This is a genomic window from Serratia sp. Z4 (assembly GCF_009900725.1).
Lineage (GTDB): Bacteria > Pseudomonadota > Gammaproteobacteria > Enterobacterales > Enterobacteriaceae > Serratia > Serratia nematodiphila.
The window spans coordinates 193,540-216,340 of record NZ_JAAABD010000006.1; the positions used below are offsets into that span (position 1 = coordinate 193,540).

The window sequence follows — 22,801 nt, forward strand, 5'->3', positions numbered from 1 at the left end:
GGCCCGCGGAAATCGCGGGCCGTTTAATTTGCGTGTTTAAACAGCTGCGCTAGCCCCTGCACCGCCCGCTCCGCCTCCTCTCGCCGGCTGAAATTGGCGAACCCCAACAGTAACCCCTGCCCCGCCGGACGATCGATTTGCCAATCCGACAACGCCTGCGCCGCCAGCCCCTGCCGCCACGCTTTCGCCGCCAACGGCGCATCCGCCAGCCCGTGATGCAGCCGAGCCAACAGCTGAATGCCGCCCTGCTGCGGCACCACCGTCAGCCAGGCCCCCAGCTGCCGTTCCAGCGCCTGCGTCAACCACTCGCGACGCTGGCGGTACAGCGGCCGCATGCGTTTCAGGTGGCGGTAGAAATGCCCTTGGCGGATGAAATCCGCCACGCTTGCCTGCAGCAGCGGCGGGCAGCCGCAGCCGCGCAGCCGGCTGCTGCGCGCGAATGCCGCCGTCAGACCGGCGGGCACCACCAGATAAGCCATGCGCAGCGCCGGGAACAGCGTTTTGCTGAAAGTGCCGGCGTACAGCACCCGCCCCTGAACATCGAGGCTTTTCAGCGGCGGCAATGGTCGCCCGTGATAGCGAAACTCGCTGTCGTAGTCATCCTCGAGGATCCAGGCCCCGCGCTGCTGCGCCCAGTCGAGCAGCGCCATCCGCCGCGCCAGGCTGAGCGAGACGCCGAGCGGGCTCTGATGAGTCGGCGTGACCACCGCCAGCCGCGCCTCGGGCTCCGTCAGGATACCGGCGGCCACGTCCATTCCCTGTTCATCCACCGGCACGGCGACCGGCCTCACGCCGGCGGCCCGCAGCAGCGGGCGCGTAACCGGATAACCGGGATCTTCGATCCATACCGCGTCACCGGCGTGCAACAGCGTCTCCACCACCCAGTCCAACAGCGCCGGGTAGCCGGCGCAGAGGAAAATCTGCTCCGGCTGGCAGCTGATGCCGCGCGACAAATGCAGATAATGGGCGATCGCCTCACGCAGTTCAGGCAGGCCGCCGGCCGGCGGCAGCGCCAGGGAAGCCACCGTAGAACCGCGCAGCTGGCGGGCGACAATGCGCTGCCACAGCGCACGTGGAAACGCATCCAGCGCCGGCACGCCCAGTTGGAAAGGCTGCAGCATGCCCTGCGGCTGCAGCGGATCGGGCGCCACCGCCGGCAACGGCGGTGCAGCGGACGCCGCCCCCTGCATGGGCGGCAACTGCGGCGAGACATAGGTGCCTGCCTGCCCCCGGCTCTGCAAAAAACCTTCGGCGATCAGTTGAGCATAGGCGCTTTCCACCGTGGCGCGCGCCACGCCAAGATCGCTCGCCAACCCGCGTACCGAAGGCAGCCGGCTGCCCGCCGCCAGGTTGCCCTGGGCGATGGCGTCTTTGATTCGCAGATAAATCTGCCGGTACAGCGGTTCGGCGAGACGGCTGTCCAAACGCAGCGAGGTCAGGAAAGTTGGCATCATGGCCCGGTTAAATAATCATTTTATGGCCCTATAGCATAGACCATAAGGCCGCTAAAGTAGCGCCATGATTTCGTTACTATCGATTGAGGTTGACCATGATTAAGCAACGTTTGAATTACGCCGAGCTGGCGCCCGCCCCGTACAAAAATATGGTGAGCGCGCTGATGGCGCTGGAGAAAGGCGCTCTGGACAAAGCGACCATCGAGTTGATGTTTATGCGCGTTTCTCAGATCAACGGCTGCGCCTACTGCCTGGACATGCACGGTAAAGCGCTGCGCGAAAGCGGCTTCAGCCACGCCAAACTCGATACGCTGGCGGGCTGGCGCGTCAGCCATGAGTTCAGCGAGCGCGAACGCGCCGCGCTGGAATGGGCCGAGTCGGTGACGCTGATCGCCGCCACCGGCGCGCCGGACAGCGCTTTTGAGGCGCTGAAAGCGCACTTCAGCGATACCGAGATCGCCGATCTGACCTTCGCCATCAGCATCATGAACGCCTTCAACCGGCTGGCCGTCAGCATGCGCCAATAATGCGTTCGCCTCCCCCTCTTCTCTGAGAGGGGGGAATTTCCCACCCGAAAAAAAATTTTCCCCTCGCCTTCCCAGCTCCGACGCGGTCTGCGCACTTAACCCCACAAAACACCATATATAGCGTGGTTGATAAAACAAATATCAACATATAGTATTTTATAGGTCAGCCGCAGGGAATGTCGTTCGGTTGATAACGCCGTCAGAAACGCCAGGAACGATGCTCCGTTATCTGACTTGTCCGCCTTTCCTTCAGTCTAAAGGTAAATGCGAATCATGAGCATTATTATTTACAGTAAGCCGGACTGTGTCCAGTGCAACGCCACCTATCGCGCATTTGATAAGCAGGGGATTGATTATCAGGTGATCGATCTCACCCAGGATCAGCAGGCGCTGAACCACGTTAAATCATTGGGTTATCAGCAGGTTCCGGTGATTATCGCCGGTGACGATCACTGGTCCGGTTTCCGGCCGGACAAAATCGGCGCGCTGGCGCTCACCTGCTGAGGCTCGACGATGAATCCGCTGGTCTATTTCTCCAGCAGTTCGGAGAACACCCACCGATTCGTTGAGAAACTGGGCCTGCCGGCGATCCGCATTCCGATCGCCGGCGCCCGCAGCAAATTGCTGATGGAACAACCCTATATCTTGATCGTGCCCAGCTATGGCGGCGGCAGCGCCGTCGGCGCGGTGCCGATCCAGGTGATCCGCTTTCTCAACGTTCCGCAAAACCGTTCATACCTGCGCGGCGTCATCGCCGCCGGGAACACCAACTTCGGCGCAGCGTACGGCATCGCCGGCGACATCATCGCCAAAAAATGCCAGGTGCCTTTTTTGTACCGCTTCGAGCTGCTCGGCACCGCGCAAGACGTTGAAAACGTTCGACAGGGAGTAACCGCATTTTGGCAACGACAGAACTGACCAGGCCCGAGACGGGCGCGCTGGATTACCATTCGCTCAACGCGATGCTCAATCTTTACGATGCGGAAGGCCGGATCCAGTTCGACAAGGATCGGCTGGCGGCGCGGCACTACTTCCTGCAGCACGTCAACCAAAACACCGTGTTCTTCCATAACCTGGAGGAAAAGCTGCGCTATCTGGTGGAAGAAGGCTACTACGAGCCGCAGGTGCTGGCGCAGTACGAGTTCCCGTTTATCAAGCAGCTGTTCCAGCAGGCCTACGCCAAAAAATTCCGCTTCGAGACCTTCCTCGGCGCCTTCAAGTACTACACCAGCTATACGCTCAAAACCTTCGACGGCAAGCGCTATCTGGAACGCTACGAAGATCGGGTGTGCATGGTGGCGATGACGCTGGCGGCGGGCGATACCGCCCTGGCGCAGGATCTGGTGGAGGAGATGATTTCGGGCCGCTTCCAGCCGGCCACGCCGACCTTCCTCAACTGCGGCAAACGCCAGCGCGGCGAACTGGTCTCCTGCTTCCTGCTACGCATCGAAGACAATATGGAATCGATCGGCCGGGCGGTGAACTCCGCGCTGCAGCTGTCGAAACGCGGCGGCGGCGTGGCCTTCCTGCTGAGCAATATTCGCGAAGTGGGCGCGCCGATCAAGCGCATCGAGAACCAGTCTTCCGGCGTCATTCCGATCATGAAAATGCTCGAAGATGCCTTCTCCTACGCCAACCAGCTCGGCGCACGCCAGGGAGCCGGCGCGGTATATCTCAACGCCCACCACCCGGACATTCTGCGTTTTCTCGACACCAAGCGGGAAAACGCCGACGAGAAGATCCGCATCAAAACGCTGTCGCTGGGGGTGGTGATCCCGGATATCACCTTTGAGCTGGCGAAGAACAACGAGGAGATGTACCTGTTCTCGCCCTACGACGTCGAGCGGGTGTATGGCGTGCCGTTTTCGGAGATTGCCGTCAGCGAGAAGTACCGCGAGATGGTGGACGACAAGCGCATCCGCAAGTCGCGCATCAATGCGCGCGAATTCTTCCAGGTGCTGGCGGAGATCCAGTTCGAATCCGGCTACCCGTATGTCATGTTCGAGGACACGGTCAACCGGGAGAACCCGATCGCCGGTCGCATCAACATGAGCAACCTGTGTTCGGAGATCCTGCAGGTCAACCGCGCCAGTACGTATCATGAAGATCTGAGCTACGATCGCATCGGCAAGGACATCTCCTGCAACCTCGGCTCGCTGAACATCGCCAAAACCATGGACGCACCGGACTTCGGCAAAGCGATCGAGACCGCGATCCGTGCGCTGACCGCGGTGGCCGACATGAGCGACATCCGCTCGGTGCCGTCGATCGCCGAAGGCAACCGCAGCGCCCGCGCCATCGGTCTCGGTCAGATGAACCTGCACGGTTACCTGGCGCGCGAGCGTATCTTCTACGGCTCGGAAGAAGGCATCGACTTCACCAATCTCTATTTCTATACCGTGGCCTATCACGCCATCCGCGCCTCTAACCGGCTGGCGATCGAGCGCGGCGGCGCCTTTGACGGCTTTGAGCACTCGCGCTATGCCAGCGGCGAGTACTTCGACAAATACACCGAACGCGACTGGCTGCCGCAGACCGAGCGGGTGCGCGAGCTGTTCGCCGCCGCCGGCATCGCCATTCCGGGGCGCGACGAGTGGCGCGCGCTGCGCCAGTCGGTGATGATGCACGGGCTGTACAACCAGAACCTGCAGGCGGTGCCGCCGACCGGCTCCATCTCGTACATCAACAACGCCACCTCCAGCATTCATCCGATCGTTTCGCGCATCGAGATCCGCAAGGAAGGCAAGATCGGCCGCGTTTACTACCCGGCGCCTTACATGACCAACGACAACCTGGCGTATTACCAGGATGCCTACGAGATTGGCCCGGAGAAAATCATCGATACCTATGCCGCCGCCACGCAACACGTCGATCAGGGGCTGTCGCTGACGTTGTTCTTCCGCGATACCGCCACCACCCGCGACATCAACCGCGCGCAGATCTACGCCTGGCGCAAAGGCATCAAGACCATTTACTACATCCGCCTGCGCCAGATGGCGCTGGAAGGCACCGAGGTGCAGGGCTGCGTGTCCTGCTCGCTGTGAGGCAACTTATGACGACCGTAACATCGGCGCCGCTGGTGCGCGCCATCAACTGGAACATCATCGAAGACGACAAGGATCTGGAGGTGTGGAACCGCCTGACCTCCAACTTCTGGCTGCCGGAGAAGGTGCCGCTGTCCAACGATATCCCCTCCTGGGCCACGCTGACGCCGAAGGAGCAGCAGCTGACCATTCGGGTGTTCACCGGGCTGACGCTGCTGGACACCATCCAGAACACCGTCGGCGCGCCGGCCCTGATCGCCGATGCGCTGACGCCGCACGAAGAGGCGGTGTACTCCAACATCAGTTTTATGGAGGCGGTGCACGCCCGCTCTTACAGCTCAATCTTCTCCACCCTGTGCCAAACGCCGGACGTGGATGACGCCTATCGCTGGAGCGAGGAAAACCGCGCGCTGCAGAAGAAAGCCGGCATCATTCTGGCTCACTACCGCAGCGACGATCCGCTGCTGAAAAAAGTCGCCAGCGTCTTCCTCGAGTCGTTCCTGTTCTATTCGGGCTTTTACCTGCCGATGTACTGGTCCAGCCGCGCCAAGCTGACCAACACCGCCGATCTGATCCGCCTGATCATTCGCGACGAAGCGGTGCACGGCTACTATATCGGCTATAAGTTCCAGAAAGGGCTGGAGAAGGTGGACGCCGCGCGGCGCCAGCAGGTGAAAAACTTCGCCTTCGATCTGCTGCAGGATCTGTACGACAACGAGGTGCGTTACACCGAGGAGCTGTACGACGGCGTCGGCTGGACGGAAGACGTGAAGACCTTCCTGCACTACAACGCCAACAAGGCGCTGATGAACCTCGGGTATGAAGCGCTGTTCCCACCGGCGATGGCGGAGGTCAACCCGGCGATCCTGTCGGCGCTGTCGCCGAACGCCGACGAAAACCACGACTTCTTCTCCGGCTCAGGGTCGTCCTACGTCATCGGCAAGGCGGTCAACACCGAGGATGAGGACTGGGATTTCTGAGGCTGGCTAGCCGTATCAGGAATAAACCTTCACGGGAGTGCGGCGTGTCGTGCTCTCGCGACTATGTGTTTTGCTTGAATTCCGCACGCAGCTCAAGCCGCCGCCAGATGGCGCGTTTCTCCGCGTCGCTGGCGGTCGGCCAGGCGGCGATCTCCGCCCGCGTGCGCCGGCATCCGCGGCACTGCTGGGTTTCGTCGTCGATCCGGCACAGGCTGACACAGGGCGATCTGACGCCAGGATGGGATTGCTGAGTGTGGCCCGCCATACGTTGCCCTTGATGTGATATGTTCCGCCACAGGATACCCGATCCGGCGGCGGCGCGTCGCCAATCAGATGATGCCGCCGTTGGCGCGCAGGGTTTGGCCATTGATCCAGCCGCCGTCGGCCCCGGCGAGAAAAGCCACCGCCGCGGCGATATCGTCCGGCGTACCCAGGCGTTCCAACGGCGCCATCTTCGCCAGCCGCTCGATAAGCTCCGGGGTTTTGCCGTCGAGGAACAAGCCGGTGGCAGTCGGCCCCGGCGCGACGGCGTTCACCGTGATATTGCGGCCGCGCAGCTCTTTCGCCAGCACGCTGGTCAGCGCTTCGATCGCCGCCTTACTGGCGGCATACATGCCGTAACCCGGCTGCAGCAACCCCACCACGCTGGAGGAGAAGTTGATGATGCGGCCATTGTCGCGCAGGCGCTTCGCCGCCTCGCGCATCGCATTGAAGCTGCCTTTCAGGTTGATGTCGAGCAGGCGATCCGCGTCTTCATCCCTCATGTCCGCTATCGGCGCCAGCGCGATCACCCCGGCGTTATTGACCAGCACGTCGACACCGCCAAACGCCTGTTCGGCGCTGTCGAACAGCCGGGTGACCGCAGCCGCATCGCTGACGTCGGCCTTGACGCTCAAGGCGCGGCCGCCGCGCTGTTCTATCTTGCGCACCAGCTCATCGGCCGGTGCCGGATTGCCTGAATAGTTGATGATGACGGTAAAGCCATCGGCGGCCAGACGCTCGGCGATGGCCGCGCCGATGCCGCGGGATGCGCCGGTGACGATGGCGACGGAGTGAGTTTTCTGGTTCATCGGGAGCTCCTTAAAGAAAACGACAGGCATGACGTTAATCATGCACGGTTTATCACGGCGAATCAGCCCCGATTCTCTGGCATCATAATCCCAAATTATCGAACAATGCCGCTGGGCTCTGTTCGATGGCCGCCCAACGGGCGGCCATCTCCGTTACAGCGCGCCGTAATTCAGCGGCACCCAGGTGTAACCGTCGCCCTGGCGGTTCAAATACCCCAACCCCGGGAACGACAGGTGTGCGCCCCCCACCAGCTCGCTCTGCCGCGCGCTATCGCCAAATATCCGCAGCCGCTGAGCGACCGCCGCCTTGGCATCGTTATCAAAGCTGATAGCCACCTTCGGATGCGGCATCTGCACCGCCGCCACGTGGATCAGATCCCCCAGCAGCAACAGCTTCTGGCCCTGGCTGGTCACCTGATACACGCTATGCCCCGGCGTATGGCCGTGGGCGGCAAAGGCGGCAATGCCCGGGGAAAGCTCACCGTCGCCGCTGAACGGCTTAAAGTGGCCGGCCGCCTGATACGGCTTGATCACTGCCTGAGCCCTTTCGAAGTTGCTCTTATTGCCCGCGCTAGCCTGTTTCAGTTTGTCCGCGCTTAGCCAGAAGTCCGCGTCCTGGCTGGCGGCGCGCACCACCGCATTGGGGAATACCGCCTTGCCGTCGTGCGTCAGGCCGCCGAGGTGGTCCGGGTGCATGTGGGTCAGGTAGATCTCATCCACCTGCTCCGGCTGGTAGCCCGCCGCACGCAGGTTATCCACCAGCTTGCCCAGGCCGTCGCCCAGCAGCTGGCCAGCGCCGCTGTCGATCATCACCAGCTTGTCGCCGGTATTGATCAGATAAGCATTGACCGAGGTGACCACCGGCAGGCTTTGATGCCGCTCGGCCAACCCGGCGGCGATCTGCTGCGGCGTACTGTTCAGCAACAGCTTGTCCGCCGGCAGGCGAATAATGCCGTCGGACAACGCGGTCACTTCAAAGCTGCCCAGCATGATGCGGTAAAATCCCGGCGTCGGGGTTTTGGCCTGCGGCGCGGCGGCGCCGGCCTGTAACGACATAACGGCCAGCGCCGCGCCCAACAGACAACGTTTCCAGAACATGATGACTCCTTGCGAGAATTGAACAGCGCTAAGTATTGACGCAAAAAGCCCGATGCGCCTGTTTAATAAATGCCTTTGATAAATATATAAACAATATATTTATTATTAATAATTTTGTTTGCCGCCCCACACAACCCCAATCCATATTTTCTCGTTCGCCACTTGGTTATTTTCCTTACTCCCTAAACCAAGAGTGAGGAAATATCATGAACTATCAATTCGAAAACCTGGTCTTTGAAGGCGGCGGCGTAAAAGGCATCGCCTATGGCGGCGCGCTGGAATTGCTGGAGGCCAAAGGCATCATGCCGCAGATCAAGCAAACCTCCGGTGCCTCGGCGGGCGCCATCGCCGCACTGCTGGTCGGCCTGGGCTGCAGCTCGGCAGACGTAACCAAAATTCTGTCGGCGATGGATTTTAAAAAATTCCTCGATTATAACGGCGGCTTTTTCGGCACGATCCAGGACGCCTATCGCCTGTTCAATCAATACGGCATCGCGCCCGGCGATTATTTCTATCAATGGTCGCGCGATATTATCAAACAATATACCGGCAACCCGGATATTACCTTCGAGCAGTTCGAAGCGATGAAAACGGCGAAAGGGTTCAAGTCGATTTACTTTATCGGCGCCAACCTCAACAGCGGCCAACGCGAGGTCTATTCTCACCGCACCACGCCGCGCATGAAAGTGGCGGACGGCCTGCGCATTTCGATGTCGTTCCCGTTCGCCTTCGTAGCGAAGAACAATACCCTGGGCGACCTGTGCATCGACGGTGGCATGATCGACAACTATCCGGTGCGGCTATTCGATTATGACTTCTCCGCCACGCCGCCTTACATCGACAGCGCCAGCCAGCGCATCAACACCCGCACGCTGGGCATTCGCCTGGATTCCGCCAGCGAAATCGCCCAGGCCGCCGGCCAGGCCGGCCCGCGCACGCCGGTCAACAACCTGTTTGATTTCACCCTGGCGGTGGCCAACGTGATGCTGGACATCCAAACCAAGGTGCATCTGGACAGCGATGACTGGAAACGCACCGTGTATGTCGACACGCTCGACGTCGGCACGCTGGAGTTCGGCATCAGCGAGGAGAAGAAACGCGCGCTGATCGAATCCGGCCGTCGCGGCGTAGAGCGCTACTTCGCCTGGTATGACGCCGCCATGAAACAGGCGGCGTAACCGGTGTTTTCCCGCCTGCGCGTCAGGCCGGCGCGCGGGCAAAAAAAATCCCCGCGGGGGCGGGGAAAGGCAAAGTAACGCTAAGGATTTATAGGAGTTATACGAAGAACTTGGCCAACACCAGCAGCGACAGCGAGACGTTGATAGCGCCGCCGATACGGGTTGCGATCTGGGCGAACGGCATCAGCGACATGCGGTTGCCGGCGGTGAGGATCGCGACGTCGCCGGTGCCGCCCTGCCCGCTCTGGCAACAGGAGACGATCGCCACGTCGATAGGGTGCATGCCGATTTTCTTGCCAACGAAGAAACCGGTCGCCACCAGCGCGCTGACGGTCGTGACGATCACGATCAGATTCTGGACGGTAAACGCGTCCACCAGCTCCTGCCACGGCGTGATGGCCACCCCGACCGCGAACAGGATCGGATAAGTCACGGCGGTGCGGAAGAATTTGTACACCACCTGCGAACCTTCCTGAATGCGCGGCGACACCCCGTGCGCCAGCTTCACCGCTACGGCGGCGAACAGCATGCCCACCGGCGCCGGCAGGCCAATTAGGCGGTGCAACAGCATGCCCACCATATACAGCAGAATGGCCAACAGCGCACCGCAGGCGATGGTGCTGACGTCCACCTTGCCACTGATTTTTTCCACCGCGTTCATGTTGCTGTCGCCCTGCTTACTCGGCATCAGGCTGCCTTCGCCGGTCAGGTGCGGATAACGCTTGCCCAGTTGGTTGAGCAGGCCGGCGATGACGATGGCGGTCAGGCTGCCGAGCATCACGATCGGCAGAATGCGCCCCAGCGCCACGCCCTGCTCCATGTGCAGGATCGCCGCGTAGCCCATCGACAGCGGGATCGCCCCTTCACCTACGCCGCCGGCCATGATCGGCAAGATCAGGAAGAAGAAGATCTGGAACGGCTCCAGGCCCAGCGCCATGCCGACGCCCATCCCCACCAGCATGCCGACGATCTCGCCGCACAGCATCGGAATGAAGATGCGCAGGAAACCCTGGATCAGCACCTGGCGGTTCATGCTCATGATGCTGCCGACGATGATGCAGCAGATGTAGAGATAAAGAATGTTGGTCGATTTGTAGAACTTGGTGGTCGATTCCACCACCACGTCCGGCAACAGGCCATAGTGCACCAGCGCGGAAGGAATAAAGGTGGCGCAGATCGCCGCCGCACCCATTTTGCCGATCAACGGCAGGCGTTTGCCGAATTCGCCGCAGGCGAAACCGAAGAACGCCAGCGTGGCCACCATCACCACGATATCGCTCGGCAATTTGCCTTCCAGGCAATCGAGCAGAATCAATACGCCGGCCAGAATAAAGAACGGTAACGGAATAATCCCTACTTTATAATTGTCCAGTATCCGCCACCATTTCTCACGCAGAGGAATATCGGCGGTCTTGTCTTTGGCTACGAGGTAAGAATCATCTGTTGTGCTCATAATCTGGCCTCTTATTAGTTTGTTCAGCCATCATAGAGAAGCGCACAGATTATCTGCTGTGATTATGTTCAAAGTTAAAAAGGGTTTTTAATGGTGGTTATGGTTTCTATGGGGTTAATTAAGATTATGTAAAAACCGACGTGGTTTTAATGGTGTTAATACCGTTTTTATTTTAAAGCTTATCAATTTTATCGCAGGCGAACAATTCTCGTCCGGTTCACTCTAATCCCGTGTGAGGGATCACAAGTTGATCGGGCGCAATATTACAGACCCCGCTTCTCGTGATAGGGTAAGGCTTCAGGATCTCTTTACGGTGAAGCTCCGCCATGCGCCTCAAACTCTCATTTCAAATCAAGCTGTTTCTGTGCCTGGTGGCCTTCTCCTGCCTGCTGCTGACCTGTATCGGCGCCTACACCTATTACCAGTTGGATGCGCAGCTGCACCGCGATCTCGGCGCCCGCGCCCAGGTGCAGGCGCGGGAAATCGCCCTCATTCCTTCTCTGGTGGACGCAGTGGAAAAACACGACGCCGCCAGAATTGCCGCGCTGATGAAAAAAATCCGCGCCAGCAGCGACGCCAGTTATATCGTCATCGGCGATAGTCATGCCCGCCACCTTTATCATTCCGAATACGAAGGCCGCCTGGGTACGCCGATGATCGGCGGCGATAATAAAGAGGTGTTGGAAGGGAAAAGCATTATTTCCATTCGCAAGGGCGGCATTGGCGTTTCATTGCGCAGCAAGGCGCCGATCCTGGATGAAAATAATCACGTGATCGGCATCGTTTCCGTCGGCTATTTGAAATCGCATATCGATAATTTAAATGCCAGGACGTTGACGCAAATTATCGGCTCCATCGTTCTGCTGCTGATCGCCCTGTTCGTCTTTTCCTGGCTGCTGTCGAAAAACCTCAAGCGCCAGATGTTCTGGCTGGAACCGAAAGAGATCGCGCTGCTGGTGCGCCAGCAAAAAGCGCTGCTGGAAGCCATCTATGAAGGGGTGATCGCCGTCGATCCACAGCTGCGGATCATCACCATCAACCATGCGGCGCGCGAGCTATTGGATCTGCACCAGCCCGCCGCCAGTTTGCTGGGCCGGCCGATCGGCGAGGTGATCCAGGCGCAGCCTGACTTCTTCGCCGCCGCGCAACTGGGCCAGGATACGCACGACGAGGTGTGCCGCTTCAACCACGTGCGGGTGATCGCCAGCCGGGTGCGCATCATGCAAGAGCAGGAGCTGCAAGGCTGGGTGATCAGCTTCCGCGACAAAAACGACATCAATACCCTGAGCAGCCAGCTCAGCCAGGTGAAACGCTATGCCGACAACCTGCGCATCATGCGCCACGAGCAGCTGAACTGGACCGCCACGTTGGCCGGGCTGTTGCATATGCAGCGCTACGACGAGGCCATCCGCTATGTGGAAGCCCAATCCGAGGGCGCGCAGGAGATCCTCGATTTCATCTCGCAGCGCTTCAGTTCGGCGGCGCTGTGCGGCCTGCTGCTGGGCAAATATTCCAGCGCCAGAGAAAAAGGCATCGAGCTGCGCTTCGATCCGGCCTGCCAGCTGCGGCAGATCCCGGCGGCGCTGAATGAGACCGAACTGATGTCGATCGTCGGCAACCTGCTGGATAATGCGGTGGAAGCGACGCTGCACTGCCCGACTCCGCACGACGCGATCGAACTCTATATCAGCGATGGCAGCGACGAGCTGGTGATCGAGGTGGCGGATCGCGGCACCGGCATCGCCGAGGAGATTCGTGATACGCTGTTTGAACAGGGCGTCACCACCAAAGCGGATAAAAGCGACCACGGCATTGGCCTGCATCTGGTCGCCAGCCATGTGGCGCAGGCGCACGGCAGCATAGAAGTGTCGGACAACGAGCCGCACGGCGCGATATTCTCTATATTTATCCCTAAATAAAACCCATAACCCGATTTTTTGAGCACCCGATTATGTCACACCTAGCACTGGACGTTCTGATCGTGGAAGACGAGCCGCAACTGGCGACGCTGCACGCGGAGTTCATCGAGAAAAATTTCAACCTGCGGGTGGTGGCTTACGCCGCCACGCTGGCCGAAGCGCGGGCCAAAGCCAACGAGCATCAGCCTCGGCTAATCCTGCTGGATAACTTCCTGCCGGACGGCCAGGGCATCGAGCTGATGGAAGAACCGGCGGTGAAGAATCCCGCCTGTTCGGTGATCTTCATCACCGCCGCCAGCGACATGCATACCTGCAGCCAGGCGATCCGCAACGGCGCCTTCGATTACATCATCAAACCGGTGTCCTACAAGCGGCTGCGCAATTCGCTCGAACGCTTCATGCAGTTCGTGCAAACCCAGCGCACCTTCAAGATCATCGATCAGGACAACGTCGATGCGCTGTATAACCTGCAGTCGAAACAGTTCTCCAGCGAGCCGAGCGCCAAAGGCATCGAAACCAACACGCTGGAGCTGGTGCAGGCGCTGTTTATCGCCCAGCCGGCGGTGGCGCATGCGGTGGAAGACGTGGTTGAGCAAGTCGGCATCAGCAAGACCACCGCTCGCCGGTATCTGGAATATTGCGTCGCCACCCAGTTCGTGCGGGTGGAGATGCTGTACGGCAATATCGGCCATCCGCGGCGGCTGTATCGCAAGGCCTGAGGCTGCCATCTGGCTGTCATACTCAGGCGATAACATGACGCTCGACGATATCCCCCTCGATATCGGCACCTGTCGTTAAAACTGATGAAATACTGATGACTTTTGCCCGGCCTCTGGTCGGGTTTTTTATTATCCGAACGGCAGGCGCGGCGCCAAAATATCTCTCTGCACCACACCGTATTATTTTCCCAAAAACCAAACCATTATGCCGAATAATGACCGTCAATTTTGAGTCACGGGCCAAATTACCATAACTAATTAAAACCTTGATGTAAACCACTAATATCCCATTTAAATGACATTGAGGGTTGTCTCAGATATTCACTGTGTTAGGGTAAAAAGCTCTTTTATTTTGCTAAGGACAGCCCATAACGCGTTAATTAAACCAGAGGAAACAGCAAATTGCATGGCAATTAAACTCGAAGTAAAAAACCTGTATAAGATATTTGGCGAACACCCGGAACGCGCATTCAAACTGCTGGATAAAGGTCTGACAAAAGATCGGCTGTTTGAAAAAACCGGCTTATCGCTCGGCGTAAAAGACGCCACTCTGGCCATTGAAGAAGGCGAGATATTTGTCATCATGGGGCTCTCCGGTTCCGGCAAGTCCACCCTGGTACGCCTTCTCAATCGTCTGATAGAACCCACCCGCGGTCAGGTGCTGATCGACGGTGAGGACATCGCCAAAATATCTGACACCGCGCTGCGCACCGTGCGGCGAAATAAGATCAGCATGGTATTTCAGTCATTCGCGCTAATGCCGCACATGAATGTCCTGAATAACACCGCTTTCGGTATGGAATTAGCCGGCATACCGCTGCAGGAGCGCCAGGAAAAAGCGCTGGATGCCCTGCGTCAGGTCGGGCTGGAGAATTATGCGCTGTCTTATCCGGATGAATTATCCGGCGGTATGCGCCAGCGCGTGGGATTAGCCCGCGCCCTGGCCAATAACCCGGATATATTATTGATGGACGAAGCCTTCTCGGCGCTCGATCCGTTAATTCGTACCGAAATGCAGGATGAGCTGGTGAAATTACAGGCTCAGCATCAGCGCACCATCGTGTTTATTTCCCACGATCTGGACGAAGCGATGCGCATTGGCGATCGCATCGCCATCATGCAGGGCGGTGAGGTGATCCAGGTCGGCACGCCGGACGAGATCCTGAACAACCCGGCCAACGACTATGTGCGCACCTTCTTCCGCGGCGTGGACATCAGTCATGTATTCAGCGCCAAGGATATCACCCAACGGCGCCCGGTGACGCTGATCCGCAAAACCCCCGGTTTTGGCCCCCGCTCGGCGCTGCAGCTGCTGCGCGATGAGGACCGTGATTATGGTTATGTTGTTGAACGCGGGAAGAAATTTATCGGCGTGGTGTCGATAGAGTCGTTGAAAAAGGCGCTGTCCGCCAATCAAACGCTGGACGATGCCCTGCTCGAGGCCCCCGCCGCCGTGCCGGCCGACACGCCGCTCAGCGATCTGATTTCCCTGGTCGCCCAGGCGCCGTGCGCGGTGCCGGTGGTGGGCGAAGAACATAACTATCTCGGCATCATCTCCAAGGCCATGCTGCTGCAGGCGTTGGACAAGGAGGGCTCAACCAATGAGTGATACCACGCAAACCCAAGATCCCTGGGCTACCGCACCGGCCGATACCGGCGCCGCACCTGCCAGCGATGCCGCCGCCAACGCCGGTGACGCCTGGTCCAGCGCGCCGCCGCCGGCCGCACATGACGCCGCCGGGCAAAGCGCCGATTGGCTCAGCGGCGCCCCGGCGCAGCCGGAGCACTTCAGCCTGCTCGATCCGTTCCACAAAGCCTGGGTGCCGTTCGACACCTGGGTCACGCAAGGCATCGACTGGCTGGTGCTGCACTTCCGCCCGCTGTTCCAGGGCATCCGCGTGCCGGTGGACATGATCCTGAGCGGCTTCCAACAACTGCTGCTGGGCATGCCGGCGCCGATCGCCATTCTGGTGTTCTCGCTGCTCGCCTGGCAGGTCTCGGGCCTCGGCATGGGCGCCGCGACGCTGCTCTCCCTGATCGCCATCGGCGCCATCGGCGCCTGGTCGCAGGCGATGGTCACGCTGGCGCTGGTGCTGACCGCGCTGTTCTTCTGCATCCTTATCGGCCTGCCACTCGGCATCTGGCTGGCGCGCAGCAAGCATGCCGCCAAGGTGATTAGGCCGCTGCTCGACGCCATGCAAACCACTCCGGCCTTCGTCTATCTGGTGCCGATCGTCATGCTGTTCGGCATCGGCAACGTGCCGGGCGTGGTAGTGACCATCATCTTCGCACTGCCGCCGATCGTGCGTCTGACCATTCTCGGCATCAAGCAGGTGCCGGAGGATCTGATCGAGGCCGCCGAATCCTTTGGCGCCAGCCCGCGCCAGCTGCTGTTCAAAGTGCAGCTGCCGCTGGCGATGCCGACCATCATGGCCGGCGTTAACCAGACGCTGATGTTGGCGCTGTCGATGGTGGTCATCGCCTCGATGATCGCCGTCGGCGGCCTGGGACAGATGGTGCTGCGCGGCATCGGTCGGCTGGACATGGGCTTGGCCGCCGTCGGCGGGGTCGGCATCGTGATCCTGGCGATCATTCTCGATCGCCTCACCCAATCGCTGGGGCGCGATCGCCGCAGTAAAGGCATCGGCCGCTGGTATCGCCGCGGCCCCATCGGGTTACTGACTCGCCCGTTCATCAAGCAAGCCTGACGCTTTTCCCGCCGGCGGCTGCGGCCCCGGCGGGCTATGACACCACCACATCGAAAGAGGGGAAACACTATGCGCACCACGGGCATCTGGGCTCTCGCCCTGACGACGCTGATTGGCTCACAGAGCGTGAGCGCGGCAGATTTACCCGGCAAGGGGATCGCGGTACAGCCGGTGCAAAGCACCATTTCCGAAGAGACTTTCCAGACGCTGCTGGTCAGCAAGGCGCTGGAAAAATTGGGTTACGACGTGAAAGAACCGCGTGAAGTGGATTACAACGTCGCCTACACTTCGATCGCCTCCGGTGACGCGACCTTTATCGCGGTCAACTGGGATCCGCTGCACGCCGATCAGTACAAGGCCGCCGGCGGCGACGCCAAGTTCTACCGCGAAGGCGTCTACGTCAACGGCGCCGCGCAGGGCTACCTGATCGACAAGAAAACCGCCGAGCAATACCACATCACCAACGTCGAGCAGCTCAAGGATCCCAAGATCGCCAAGCTGTTCGACACCAACGGCGACGGCAAGGCCGATCTGACCGGCTGCACCCCGGGCTGGGGCTGCGAAGCGGTGATCAACCACCACATCAAGGCCTATGGCCTGAGCAACACCGTCGAGCACAATCAGGGCAACTACGCGGCGATGATCGCCGACACCATTACCCGCTACAAAGAGGGTAAACCGGTGCTGTATTACACCTGGACGCCGTACTGGGTCAGCGATGTGATGGTGCCGGGCCGCGACGTGGTCTGGCTGCAGGTGCCGTTTTCCTCCCTGCCGGGCGAGCAGAAAAACGTTGACACCAAACTGCCTAACGGCGCCAACTACGGCTTCCCGGTCAACACCATGCGCATCGCCGCCAACAAGCAGTGGGCCGCAGCCAATCCGGCGGCCGCCAAGCTGTTCGCCATCATGAAGCTGCCGATCGCCGACATCAACGCGCAAAACCTGCGCATGCATGAAGGCCAGGCTTCGGAAGCCGATATCCAGAACCACGTTAACGGCTGGATCAAGGCGCATCAGGCCACCTTCGACGGCTGGGTGAAAACCGCCGCCGCAGCGGCGAAGCCGTAACCGTTCAGGGGCGCCGCCTTTGCCGCGCCCCTACCCCGCCATATCGATGCCGCTGAACTGTAAAAAACGTGCGGCGGCGTTCGACAAGGGCTGCGGCCAAATGCAATACACCTGGCGCCGCGGCCCGTCTTCAATCGGAATCGACACCAACGCGCTTAAGCGTTGCGCGGTCGAGACAGGTACGATACCCGCCGCCAACCCGCGCCGCACCAGATTCTCCAGCCATTCGATATGATCGATCTCAAAACTGACGTGCCGGCGGATGCCCGCCGCCAGGAAAGCGCGATCGGTTTGGCGCCGCGCGCCGGTGCCGCTGTAGAAATCTACCAGCGGCACTTCCGCCAGCGCTTGCAGGTTGACCCGCTCGCGGTTGGCCAGCGGGTGCTGCGGCGCCACCAACGCCACCAGCGGCTCATCGGTCAACTGCCGGTGCGACATCGGCAGTAAATCGACATCGCCGGGCCAGATGCCGACAAACGCCATATCACACTTCTGCTGACGCACGTCCTCCAACAGGGCTTCGCTCATGCCAACGTAAAGGCGGATGTTCACCGCCGGATAGTGGCGATGAAACTTGTCGAGCTTTTCGGTCAGATCAATCGCGTTTATGGTTGAAATCGTGCCGATGGTCAGGGTGCCGGACACCGCATCGCCGGCGGCGGTCACCTCTTCCACCAGCGCCTGCTGCGCCGCCAACAGCCGCTGCGCCGACGGAATGAAAGCCTGGCCGGCGGGGGTCAAGCGCACCCGGCGCGAGGTGCGTTCAAACAGCGTACAGCCCAGCTCTTCTTCCAGTTTGGCGATCTGGTGGCTGAGCGCCGACTGCACCGTATGGCAGCGCTGCGCCGCCCGGGTGAAACTCTGTTCTTCCGCCACCGCCAGCGCATAGCGGATCTGTTTCAGGTTCATGGCATCTATCTTGAAATGAGATAAATCAAATGAAAATTATACATTGGTTTCCGCAGACGCGTTGCCGGATACTGCGCGCTATCTTCTTCCCGTGATGAAAAAATCATGACCCCAAAAAACGCCCATCCGGGCCTCAGCCCGGCGCTGACCGTGCTGATCGCCATCGCCACCGGCCTGGCGGTCGCCAGCAACTATTACGCGCAACCGCTGCTGGAAACCATCGCCACCAGTTTCAACCTGTCGGTCAACCAGGCCGGCTTTATCGTCACCGCCGCGCAGCTCGGTTACGCCACCGGCCTGCTGCTGCTGGTGCCGCTCGGCGATATGTTCGAACGCCGCGGGCTGATCGTTTTCATGACGCTGCTGGCCGCCGGGGGCATGCTGATCACCGCCACCTCCGCCACGCTGCCGATGATGATCCTCGGCACCGCGCTCACCGGGCTGTTCTCGGTAGTGGCGCAGATCCTGGTGCCGCTGGCCGCCACGCTGGCCCACCCGGAAAAGCGCGGCAAGACCGTCGGCATCATCATGAGTGGCCTGCTGCTCGGCATCCTGCTGGCGCGCACCGTCGCGGGCGCACTGGCGTCGTTCGGTGGCTGGCGCACCATCTACTGGGTCGCCAGCGTGCTGATGATCCTGATGGCGCTGATCCTGTGGCGCGCGCTGCCGCGCTATAAGCAACACTCCGGGCTGAACTACCCGCAGTTGCTGGCCTCGATCTTCAGCCTGTTCTGCCGCACGCCGCTGCTGCGCACCCGCGCCATCCTCGGCGCCCTGTCGTTCGCCAACTTCAGCGTGCTCTGGACCTCAATGGCCTTTCTGCTCGCCGCGCCGCCGTTCAACTATTCCGAGGGGGTGATTGGGCTGTTCGGCCTGGTGGGCGCCGCCGGGGCGCTGGCCGCTTCGCGCGCCGGGCATCTGGCGGACAAAGGCAAGGCCGGGCTGACCACCACCGTCGGCCTGGCGTTGCTGCTGCTGTCCTGGATCCCTATCGCGTTCGCCAAACAATCGCTGTGGGCGCTGATCGCCGGCATCCTGATCCTCGATCTGGCGGTGCAGGCGGTGCACGTCACCAACCAGAGCGTGATGTATCGCATCATGCCGGACGCGCGCAACCGCCTGACCGCCGGCTACATGACCAGCTACTTTATCGGCGGCGCGCTCGGTTCGCTGCTCTCCGCCTCGGCCTATCAACATGCCGGTTGGTACGGCGTGGCCGCCGCCGGCGGGGTGTTATGCCTGCTCAACCTGCTGACCTGGTGGCTCGGCAAGCATCACGATCCGCAGGGGCCGGCGACAATCTGATTATCGTGCAAATAGTCACTAAAGAAATTTATTAGCGGTGCAGGGTATAAACATTACTTACTCTCTGGTAATGTTCTGGGCATAAACTATTGAAGTCCTATCTACCCTGCGATCCACAACCATGCAAAGCCAAGCTGCAGACAGCCTCAATTCGCCCGCCGTCAGCGCCACCTTCGCCAACGGCGTCGTCGACAGTTTGCCGATCGTCATCGGGTATGTCCCGGTGGCGTTCGCCTTCGGCCTCAGCGCCGTCAAACTGGGTTTTTCCCCGCTGGAAAGCATTTTCTTCTCCTGTATCATCTACGCCGGCGCCAGCCAGTTCGTGATCACCGCCCTGCTGAGCGCCGGGATGTCGCTGTGGGTCTCCGCATTGACGGTGATGGCGATGGACGTGCGCCACCTGCTGTACGGCCCGGCGCTGCGTCACCGCATCGTCTCGCGCATGTCGCCCGGCAAAACGGCGATATGGGCCTTTGGCCTGACCGATGAGGTCTTCGCCGCGGCCACCGCCAGGCTGATGCGCAATAACCGCAGCTGGAGCGAAAACTGGATGCTGGGCATCGCGCTCTGTTCCTGGCTCTCCTGGGTGGCCGGCACCGCGCTCGGCGCGCTGTTCGGCAACGGCCCGCTGGAGCAGTTCCCGGTGATCGAGGCCTCGCTGGCCTTCATGCTGCCGGCGCTGTTTCTCAGTTTCCTGCTGGCCGCCTTCCGCCGCCCGCAGAGCCTGACTATCGCCGCCGCGCTGGCCGGCGCGCTGCTCGGCGTGGTGCTGTTCTCCATTCCGGTCGCCATTTTGGCCGGCATCGGCGCCGGCTGCATTGCCGCCCTGTTCCAGCCAGCCCCGGCGGAGGCCAGCCATGAACATTGATGTGCTGGTGATCGGCCTGGTGGTGGGCTGCGCCAATTACCTGTTCCGTTATCTGCCGCTGCGGCTGGCGCCGGCGCGCGCCCAGCCCGGCCTCAAACGCGGTAAAGCCGCCCTGTTGCTCGACAGCATTGGCATCGCCTCGATCTGCGCCCTGCTGGTGGTCTCCAGCACGCCGGTGGTGATGCGCGAGCCGGACAAGCTGCTGCCGACGTTGGTGGGGTTCGCCGCGCTGGCACTGTGCTTCTACCGCAGCAAAAGCATCATTCTGTCGACGCTGCTCGGCGCAACGGCCTTCGGCGTCACATTAAAACTGTTAATGCTTTTCGGTGCAGGCTGACGCCGCTCCCGATCGTTTGGCTTCACATTGGCGTTTTCAGGCGCCACATCTTTACAAACACTGACAAATGACACGAATTGCTAAATTATCCGCACGGCTGAACATTTACATTATTTGTCACCGTCGTTACTATCTCGAACGAAATTAATGAGGCCCTAAATTATGGAAAGCTCGTTTGCCCCCATAGAACAAATGCTGAATTTCCGCGCCACGCGGCAGAAAGATTTCCCTTATCAGGAAATCCTGCTGACCCGCCTGTGCATGCACATGCAAGGCAAGCTGCTGGAAAACCGCAATAAGATGCTGAAAGCGCAGGGGATTAACGAAACACTGTTTATGGCGCTGATTACCCTGGATGCGCAGGAAAGCCACAGCATCCAACCTTCTGAGCTAAGCTCTGCCCTGGGCTCCTCGCGCACCAATGCAACCCGCATCGCCGACGAGCTGGAGAAGCGCGGCTGGATCGAACGCCGGGAAAGCGACAACGATCGCCGCTGCCTGCATCTGCATCTGACGCCGCAGGGGGAAGAATTTCTCAGTCAACTGCTGCCGCCGCAGCACCAATGTCTGCATTTCCTGTGGTCCACGCTGACCGACGATGAGCAAAAACAGCTGGAACAGCTGACGCGCAAATTGCTGGCACGTCTGGATCAAATGGAAATCACAGAACAGTTACCCTAATTCACAATTTCTGTTCAGGTACCTACTTATGCGATCCCCATTTCACTGGAGATTCACCCCGCTGTTCGCCGTGTTGCTGCTGGCCGGGTGTGCTTCGACCGATAATATTGCCCCGCAATCCACGCTGATGGATCCGCAGAGCCTGCAGTTGGCTCAGCCGAAAGTCAGTTCGCTGGCCGTCAGCCCGCAGTGGTGGCGCGCCCTCAAGGATCCGCAGCTGGACGCCCTGATGACGCAGACGCTGCAAAGTTCGCCGACCCTGCGTCAGGCCGCCGCCCGCGTGCGCGAAGCGCAGAGCGTGGTGGGCGAAGCCAGCGCCGCCAACGGGCCGAACCTGGATCTGAACGCCAGCACCCAGCGCCAGCGTGTGCCGCAGAACGTCAATATGGGGCTGGGGTATCCGCATAAGCCGATCTATTCAAGCTCCAACTCGCTGGGGTTGAACCTGGCGTACGAGTTCGACTGGTGGGGTAAATACCGCAACCAGGTGAACGCCGCCAAGGCGCAAGTGAACGCAGCGCGCGCCGAGCAGGAACAGGCGGCGCTGACGCTGACCAGTTCGGTGGCGTCCGCCTACTACCAGCTGCAGAGCAATCTCGCGCTGGAGAAGCTGCTGCAGCAGGAAGTGAACAACAACGAGCGCCTGACCGCGCTGCGCCAACAGCGCTATCAGGCCGGCCTGACCGGCGTCGACGTGCCGCAACAAACCCAGGCGCAGTCCGACGTCGCCAAACAGCAAATTCTGCAGCTGCAGTCGCAAATCGAACAGCTCAGACACCAGCTCGCCGCGCTGGCGGGCCAGGGCCCGAACGCCATGCAGCACCTGCGTCAGGTGCCTTTGCCCGCAGACAACCTGATGGCGCCGCAGGGCGAGCTGACGGCGGATCTGCTGGGCAAACGCCCGGACATCGCCGCGCAACGCCAGCTGGTGGAGTCTTACAACCAGCGCGTCAGCGCCGCGCGTAAAGAGTTTTACCCCAGCCTGACCATTTCAGCCTTCGCCGGCCTGATGACCACCAATACCAGTGGCACCAGCCCGAATCTGTTTGAAGCGGCCAGCCAGGCCTGGAACGTGATGCCGGCGATCTCGCTGCCGATCTTCCACGCCGGGGCCCTGCGCAGCAAGCTGGGCGAGGAATCCGCGCTGTATGACGAAGCGGTGGAATCCTACAACCAAACCATCCTGAATGCGGTACAGGAAACCGCCGACGCCATCACCATCCAGCAGAGTTCTGCGCAGCAGCAACTGCAGGCGGCGTCCGCGGCCCAGTCGATGCAACAGGTGTATCAGGTCGCCAACGCCCGTTACCAGGCAGGGATTATCGGGCGCGACGATCTGTTGACCAGCCAGACGCAGCTATTGCAGCAGCAACAGGCGGAGTTGAATGCCAGCAGCAATTTACTGCAGGCGAAGATAGGACTGATCCGCGCGTTGGGCGGTGGCTATCAGGCCCCGGCCGCAGCGGATTCGAAAGCATAA

The 22,801-nt window shown here is 60.4% G+C and carries 23 protein-coding genes; 16 read left to right on the forward strand and 7 right to left on the reverse strand.

Annotated elements, in window-relative coordinates; translation table 11 throughout:
• Window positions 1–23: 23 nt before the first annotated feature.
• Entirely contained in the window at window positions 24–1,454 is a 1,431-nt protein-coding gene (locus GT753_RS20095; protein WP_015378863.1) for a PLP-dependent aminotransferase family protein, read from the reverse strand.
• A 95-nt stretch (window positions 1,455–1,549) separates the two neighbouring features.
• Here GT753_RS20095 and GT753_RS20100 point away from each other — a divergent pair, with 95 nt between their 5' ends.
• The 5 genes from GT753_RS20100 to nrdF all read left to right on the forward strand — a co-directional run bounded on the left by GT753_RS20100 (window position 1,550) and on the right by nrdF (window position 6,005).
• A complete protein-coding gene (locus GT753_RS20100) occupies window positions 1,550–1,981 on the forward strand; it encodes a carboxymuconolactone decarboxylase family protein (RefSeq protein WP_015378864.1) in 432 nt (143 codons plus the stop codon).
• Between the two features lie 273 nt (window positions 1,982–2,254).
• Entirely contained in the window at window positions 2,255–2,485 is a 231-nt protein-coding gene (nrdH, locus tag GT753_RS20105; RefSeq protein WP_004928934.1) for a glutaredoxin-like protein NrdH, read from the forward strand.
• Window positions 2,486–2,494: 9 nt separating this feature from the next.
• Complete coding sequence (nrdI, locus tag GT753_RS20110) at window positions 2,495–2,899, forward strand: class Ib ribonucleoside-diphosphate reductase assembly flavoprotein NrdI (RefSeq protein WP_015378865.1); 405 nt, start codon at window positions 2,495–2,497, stop codon at window positions 2,897–2,899.
• The gene (gene nrdE / locus GT753_RS20115) at window positions 2,881–5,025 is read left to right on the forward strand and encodes a class 1b ribonucleoside-diphosphate reductase subunit alpha (RefSeq protein WP_015378866.1); all 2,145 of its coding nucleotides are present in this window, start codon (window positions 2,881–2,883) and stop codon (window positions 5,023–5,025) included. Before nrdI ends, nrdE begins: the two co-directional genes overlap by 19 nt.
• Window positions 5,026–5,033: 8 nt before the next feature.
• On the forward strand, window positions 5,034–6,005 hold the full coding sequence (nrdF, locus tag GT753_RS20120; RefSeq protein ID WP_004928917.1) for a class 1b ribonucleoside-diphosphate reductase subunit beta: 972 nt from the start codon (window positions 5,034–5,036) through the stop codon (window positions 6,003–6,005).
• A 61-nt stretch (window positions 6,006–6,066) separates the two neighbouring features.
• On the opposite strand, the gene GT753_RS20125 is transcribed toward nrdF, so the two are convergent.
• The 3 genes from GT753_RS20125 to GT753_RS20135 form a co-directional block, all read right to left on the reverse strand.
• On the reverse strand, window positions 6,067–6,270 hold the full coding sequence (locus GT753_RS20125) for a DUF1289 domain-containing protein (RefSeq protein ID WP_015378867.1): 204 nt from the start codon (window positions 6,268–6,270) through the stop codon (window positions 6,067–6,069).
• A 64-nt stretch (window positions 6,271–6,334) separates the two neighbouring features.
• The gene (locus tag GT753_RS20130; protein ID WP_076741038.1) at window positions 6,335–7,075 is read right to left on the reverse strand and encodes an SDR family oxidoreductase; all 741 of its coding nucleotides are present in this window, start codon (window positions 7,073–7,075) and stop codon (window positions 6,335–6,337) included.
• Window positions 7,076–7,228: 153 nt separating this feature from the next.
• The gene (locus GT753_RS20135) at window positions 7,229–8,173 is read right to left on the reverse strand and encodes an MBL fold metallo-hydrolase (RefSeq protein WP_044030623.1); all 945 of its coding nucleotides are present in this window, start codon (window positions 8,171–8,173) and stop codon (window positions 7,229–7,231) included.
• A gap of 206 nt (window positions 8,174–8,379) precedes the next feature.
• On the opposite strand from GT753_RS20135, the gene GT753_RS20140 reads away from it, so the two are divergent.
• Complete coding sequence (locus GT753_RS20140; RefSeq protein WP_021504982.1) at window positions 8,380–9,351, forward strand: patatin-like phospholipase family protein; 972 nt, start codon at window positions 8,380–8,382, stop codon at window positions 9,349–9,351.
• 97 nt (window positions 9,352–9,448) lie between these two features.
• On the opposite strand, the gene GT753_RS20145 is transcribed toward GT753_RS20140, so the two are convergent.
• The gene (locus GT753_RS20145; RefSeq protein ID WP_004928909.1) at window positions 9,449–10,804 is read right to left on the reverse strand and encodes a 2-hydroxycarboxylate transporter family protein; all 1,356 of its coding nucleotides are present in this window, start codon (window positions 10,802–10,804) and stop codon (window positions 9,449–9,451) included.
• Window positions 10,805–11,130: 326 nt separating this feature from the next.
• On the opposite strand from GT753_RS20145, the gene GT753_RS20150 reads away from it, so the two are divergent.
• Window positions 11,131–12,723, forward strand: a complete 1,593-nt coding sequence (locus tag GT753_RS20150; RefSeq protein ID WP_160125887.1) for a sensor histidine kinase — start codon at window positions 11,131–11,133, stop codon at window positions 12,721–12,723.
• A 32-nt stretch (window positions 12,724–12,755) separates the two neighbouring features.
• Window positions 12,756–13,442, forward strand: coding sequence for a response regulator (locus tag GT753_RS20155; RefSeq protein ID WP_004928904.1), 687 nt, complete (start codon window positions 12,756–12,758; stop codon window positions 13,440–13,442).
• A 22-nt stretch (window positions 13,443–13,464) separates the two neighbouring features.
• On the opposite strand, the gene GT753_RS20160 is transcribed toward GT753_RS20155, so the two are convergent.
• Window positions 13,465–13,722, reverse strand: coding sequence for a hypothetical protein (locus GT753_RS20160; RefSeq protein WP_130054917.1), 258 nt, complete (start codon window positions 13,720–13,722; stop codon window positions 13,465–13,467).
• A gap of 126 nt (window positions 13,723–13,848) precedes the next feature.
• On the opposite strand from GT753_RS20160, the gene proV reads away from it, so the two are divergent.
• The 3 genes from proV to proX all read left to right on the forward strand — a co-directional run bounded on the left by proV (window position 13,849) and on the right by proX (window position 17,221).
• Complete coding sequence (gene proV / locus GT753_RS20165) at window positions 13,849–15,051, forward strand: glycine betaine/L-proline ABC transporter ATP-binding protein ProV (protein ID WP_160125888.1); 1,203 nt, start codon at window positions 13,849–13,851, stop codon at window positions 15,049–15,051.
• Window positions 15,044–16,150 carry a glycine betaine/L-proline ABC transporter permease ProW gene (gene proW / locus GT753_RS20170; RefSeq protein WP_004928897.1) on the forward strand — a complete coding sequence of 369 codons (1,107 nt, stop codon included), beginning with the start codon at window positions 15,044–15,046 and terminating at the stop codon, window positions 16,148–16,150. Before proV ends, proW begins: the two co-directional genes overlap by 8 nt.
• A gap of 69 nt (window positions 16,151–16,219) precedes the next feature.
• The gene (proX, locus tag GT753_RS20175) at window positions 16,220–17,221 is read left to right on the forward strand and encodes a glycine betaine/L-proline ABC transporter substrate-binding protein ProX (protein WP_004928894.1); all 1,002 of its coding nucleotides are present in this window, start codon (window positions 16,220–16,222) and stop codon (window positions 17,219–17,221) included.
• Window positions 17,222–17,251: 30 nt separating this feature from the next.
• Here proX and GT753_RS20180 read toward each other — a convergent pair whose 3' ends face one another.
• The gene (locus GT753_RS20180; protein WP_004928891.1) at window positions 17,252–18,130 is read right to left on the reverse strand and encodes a LysR family transcriptional regulator; all 879 of its coding nucleotides are present in this window, start codon (window positions 18,128–18,130) and stop codon (window positions 17,252–17,254) included.
• Between the two features lie 105 nt (window positions 18,131–18,235).
• On the opposite strand from GT753_RS20180, the gene GT753_RS20185 reads away from it, so the two are divergent.
• The 5 genes from GT753_RS20185 (at window position 18,236) to GT753_RS20205 (ending at window position 22,801) form a co-directional block, all read left to right on the forward strand.
• Entirely contained in the window at window positions 18,236–19,435 is a 1,200-nt protein-coding gene (locus GT753_RS20185) for an MFS transporter (protein ID WP_160125889.1), read from the forward strand.
• A gap of 121 nt (window positions 19,436–19,556) precedes the next feature.
• Window positions 19,557–20,303, forward strand: a complete 747-nt coding sequence (locus GT753_RS20190; RefSeq protein ID WP_160125890.1) for an AzlC family ABC transporter permease — start codon at window positions 19,557–19,559, stop codon at window positions 20,301–20,303.
• The gene (gene ygaH, locus GT753_RS20195; RefSeq protein WP_004928882.1) at window positions 20,293–20,640 is read left to right on the forward strand and encodes an L-valine transporter subunit YgaH; all 348 of its coding nucleotides are present in this window, start codon (window positions 20,293–20,295) and stop codon (window positions 20,638–20,640) included. The genes GT753_RS20190 and ygaH overlap by 11 nt, the downstream gene beginning before the upstream one ends.
• Before the next feature lie 162 nt (window positions 20,641–20,802).
• Window positions 20,803–21,321 (forward strand): transcriptional repressor MprA, encoded by a 519-nt coding sequence (gene mprA, locus GT753_RS20200; protein ID WP_004928879.1) that lies wholly within the window; start codon window positions 20,803–20,805, stop codon window positions 21,319–21,321.
• Window positions 21,322–21,349: 28 nt separating this feature from the next.
• A complete protein-coding gene (locus GT753_RS20205; RefSeq protein ID WP_044030614.1) occupies window positions 21,350–22,801 on the forward strand; it encodes an efflux transporter outer membrane subunit in 1,452 nt (483 codons plus the stop codon).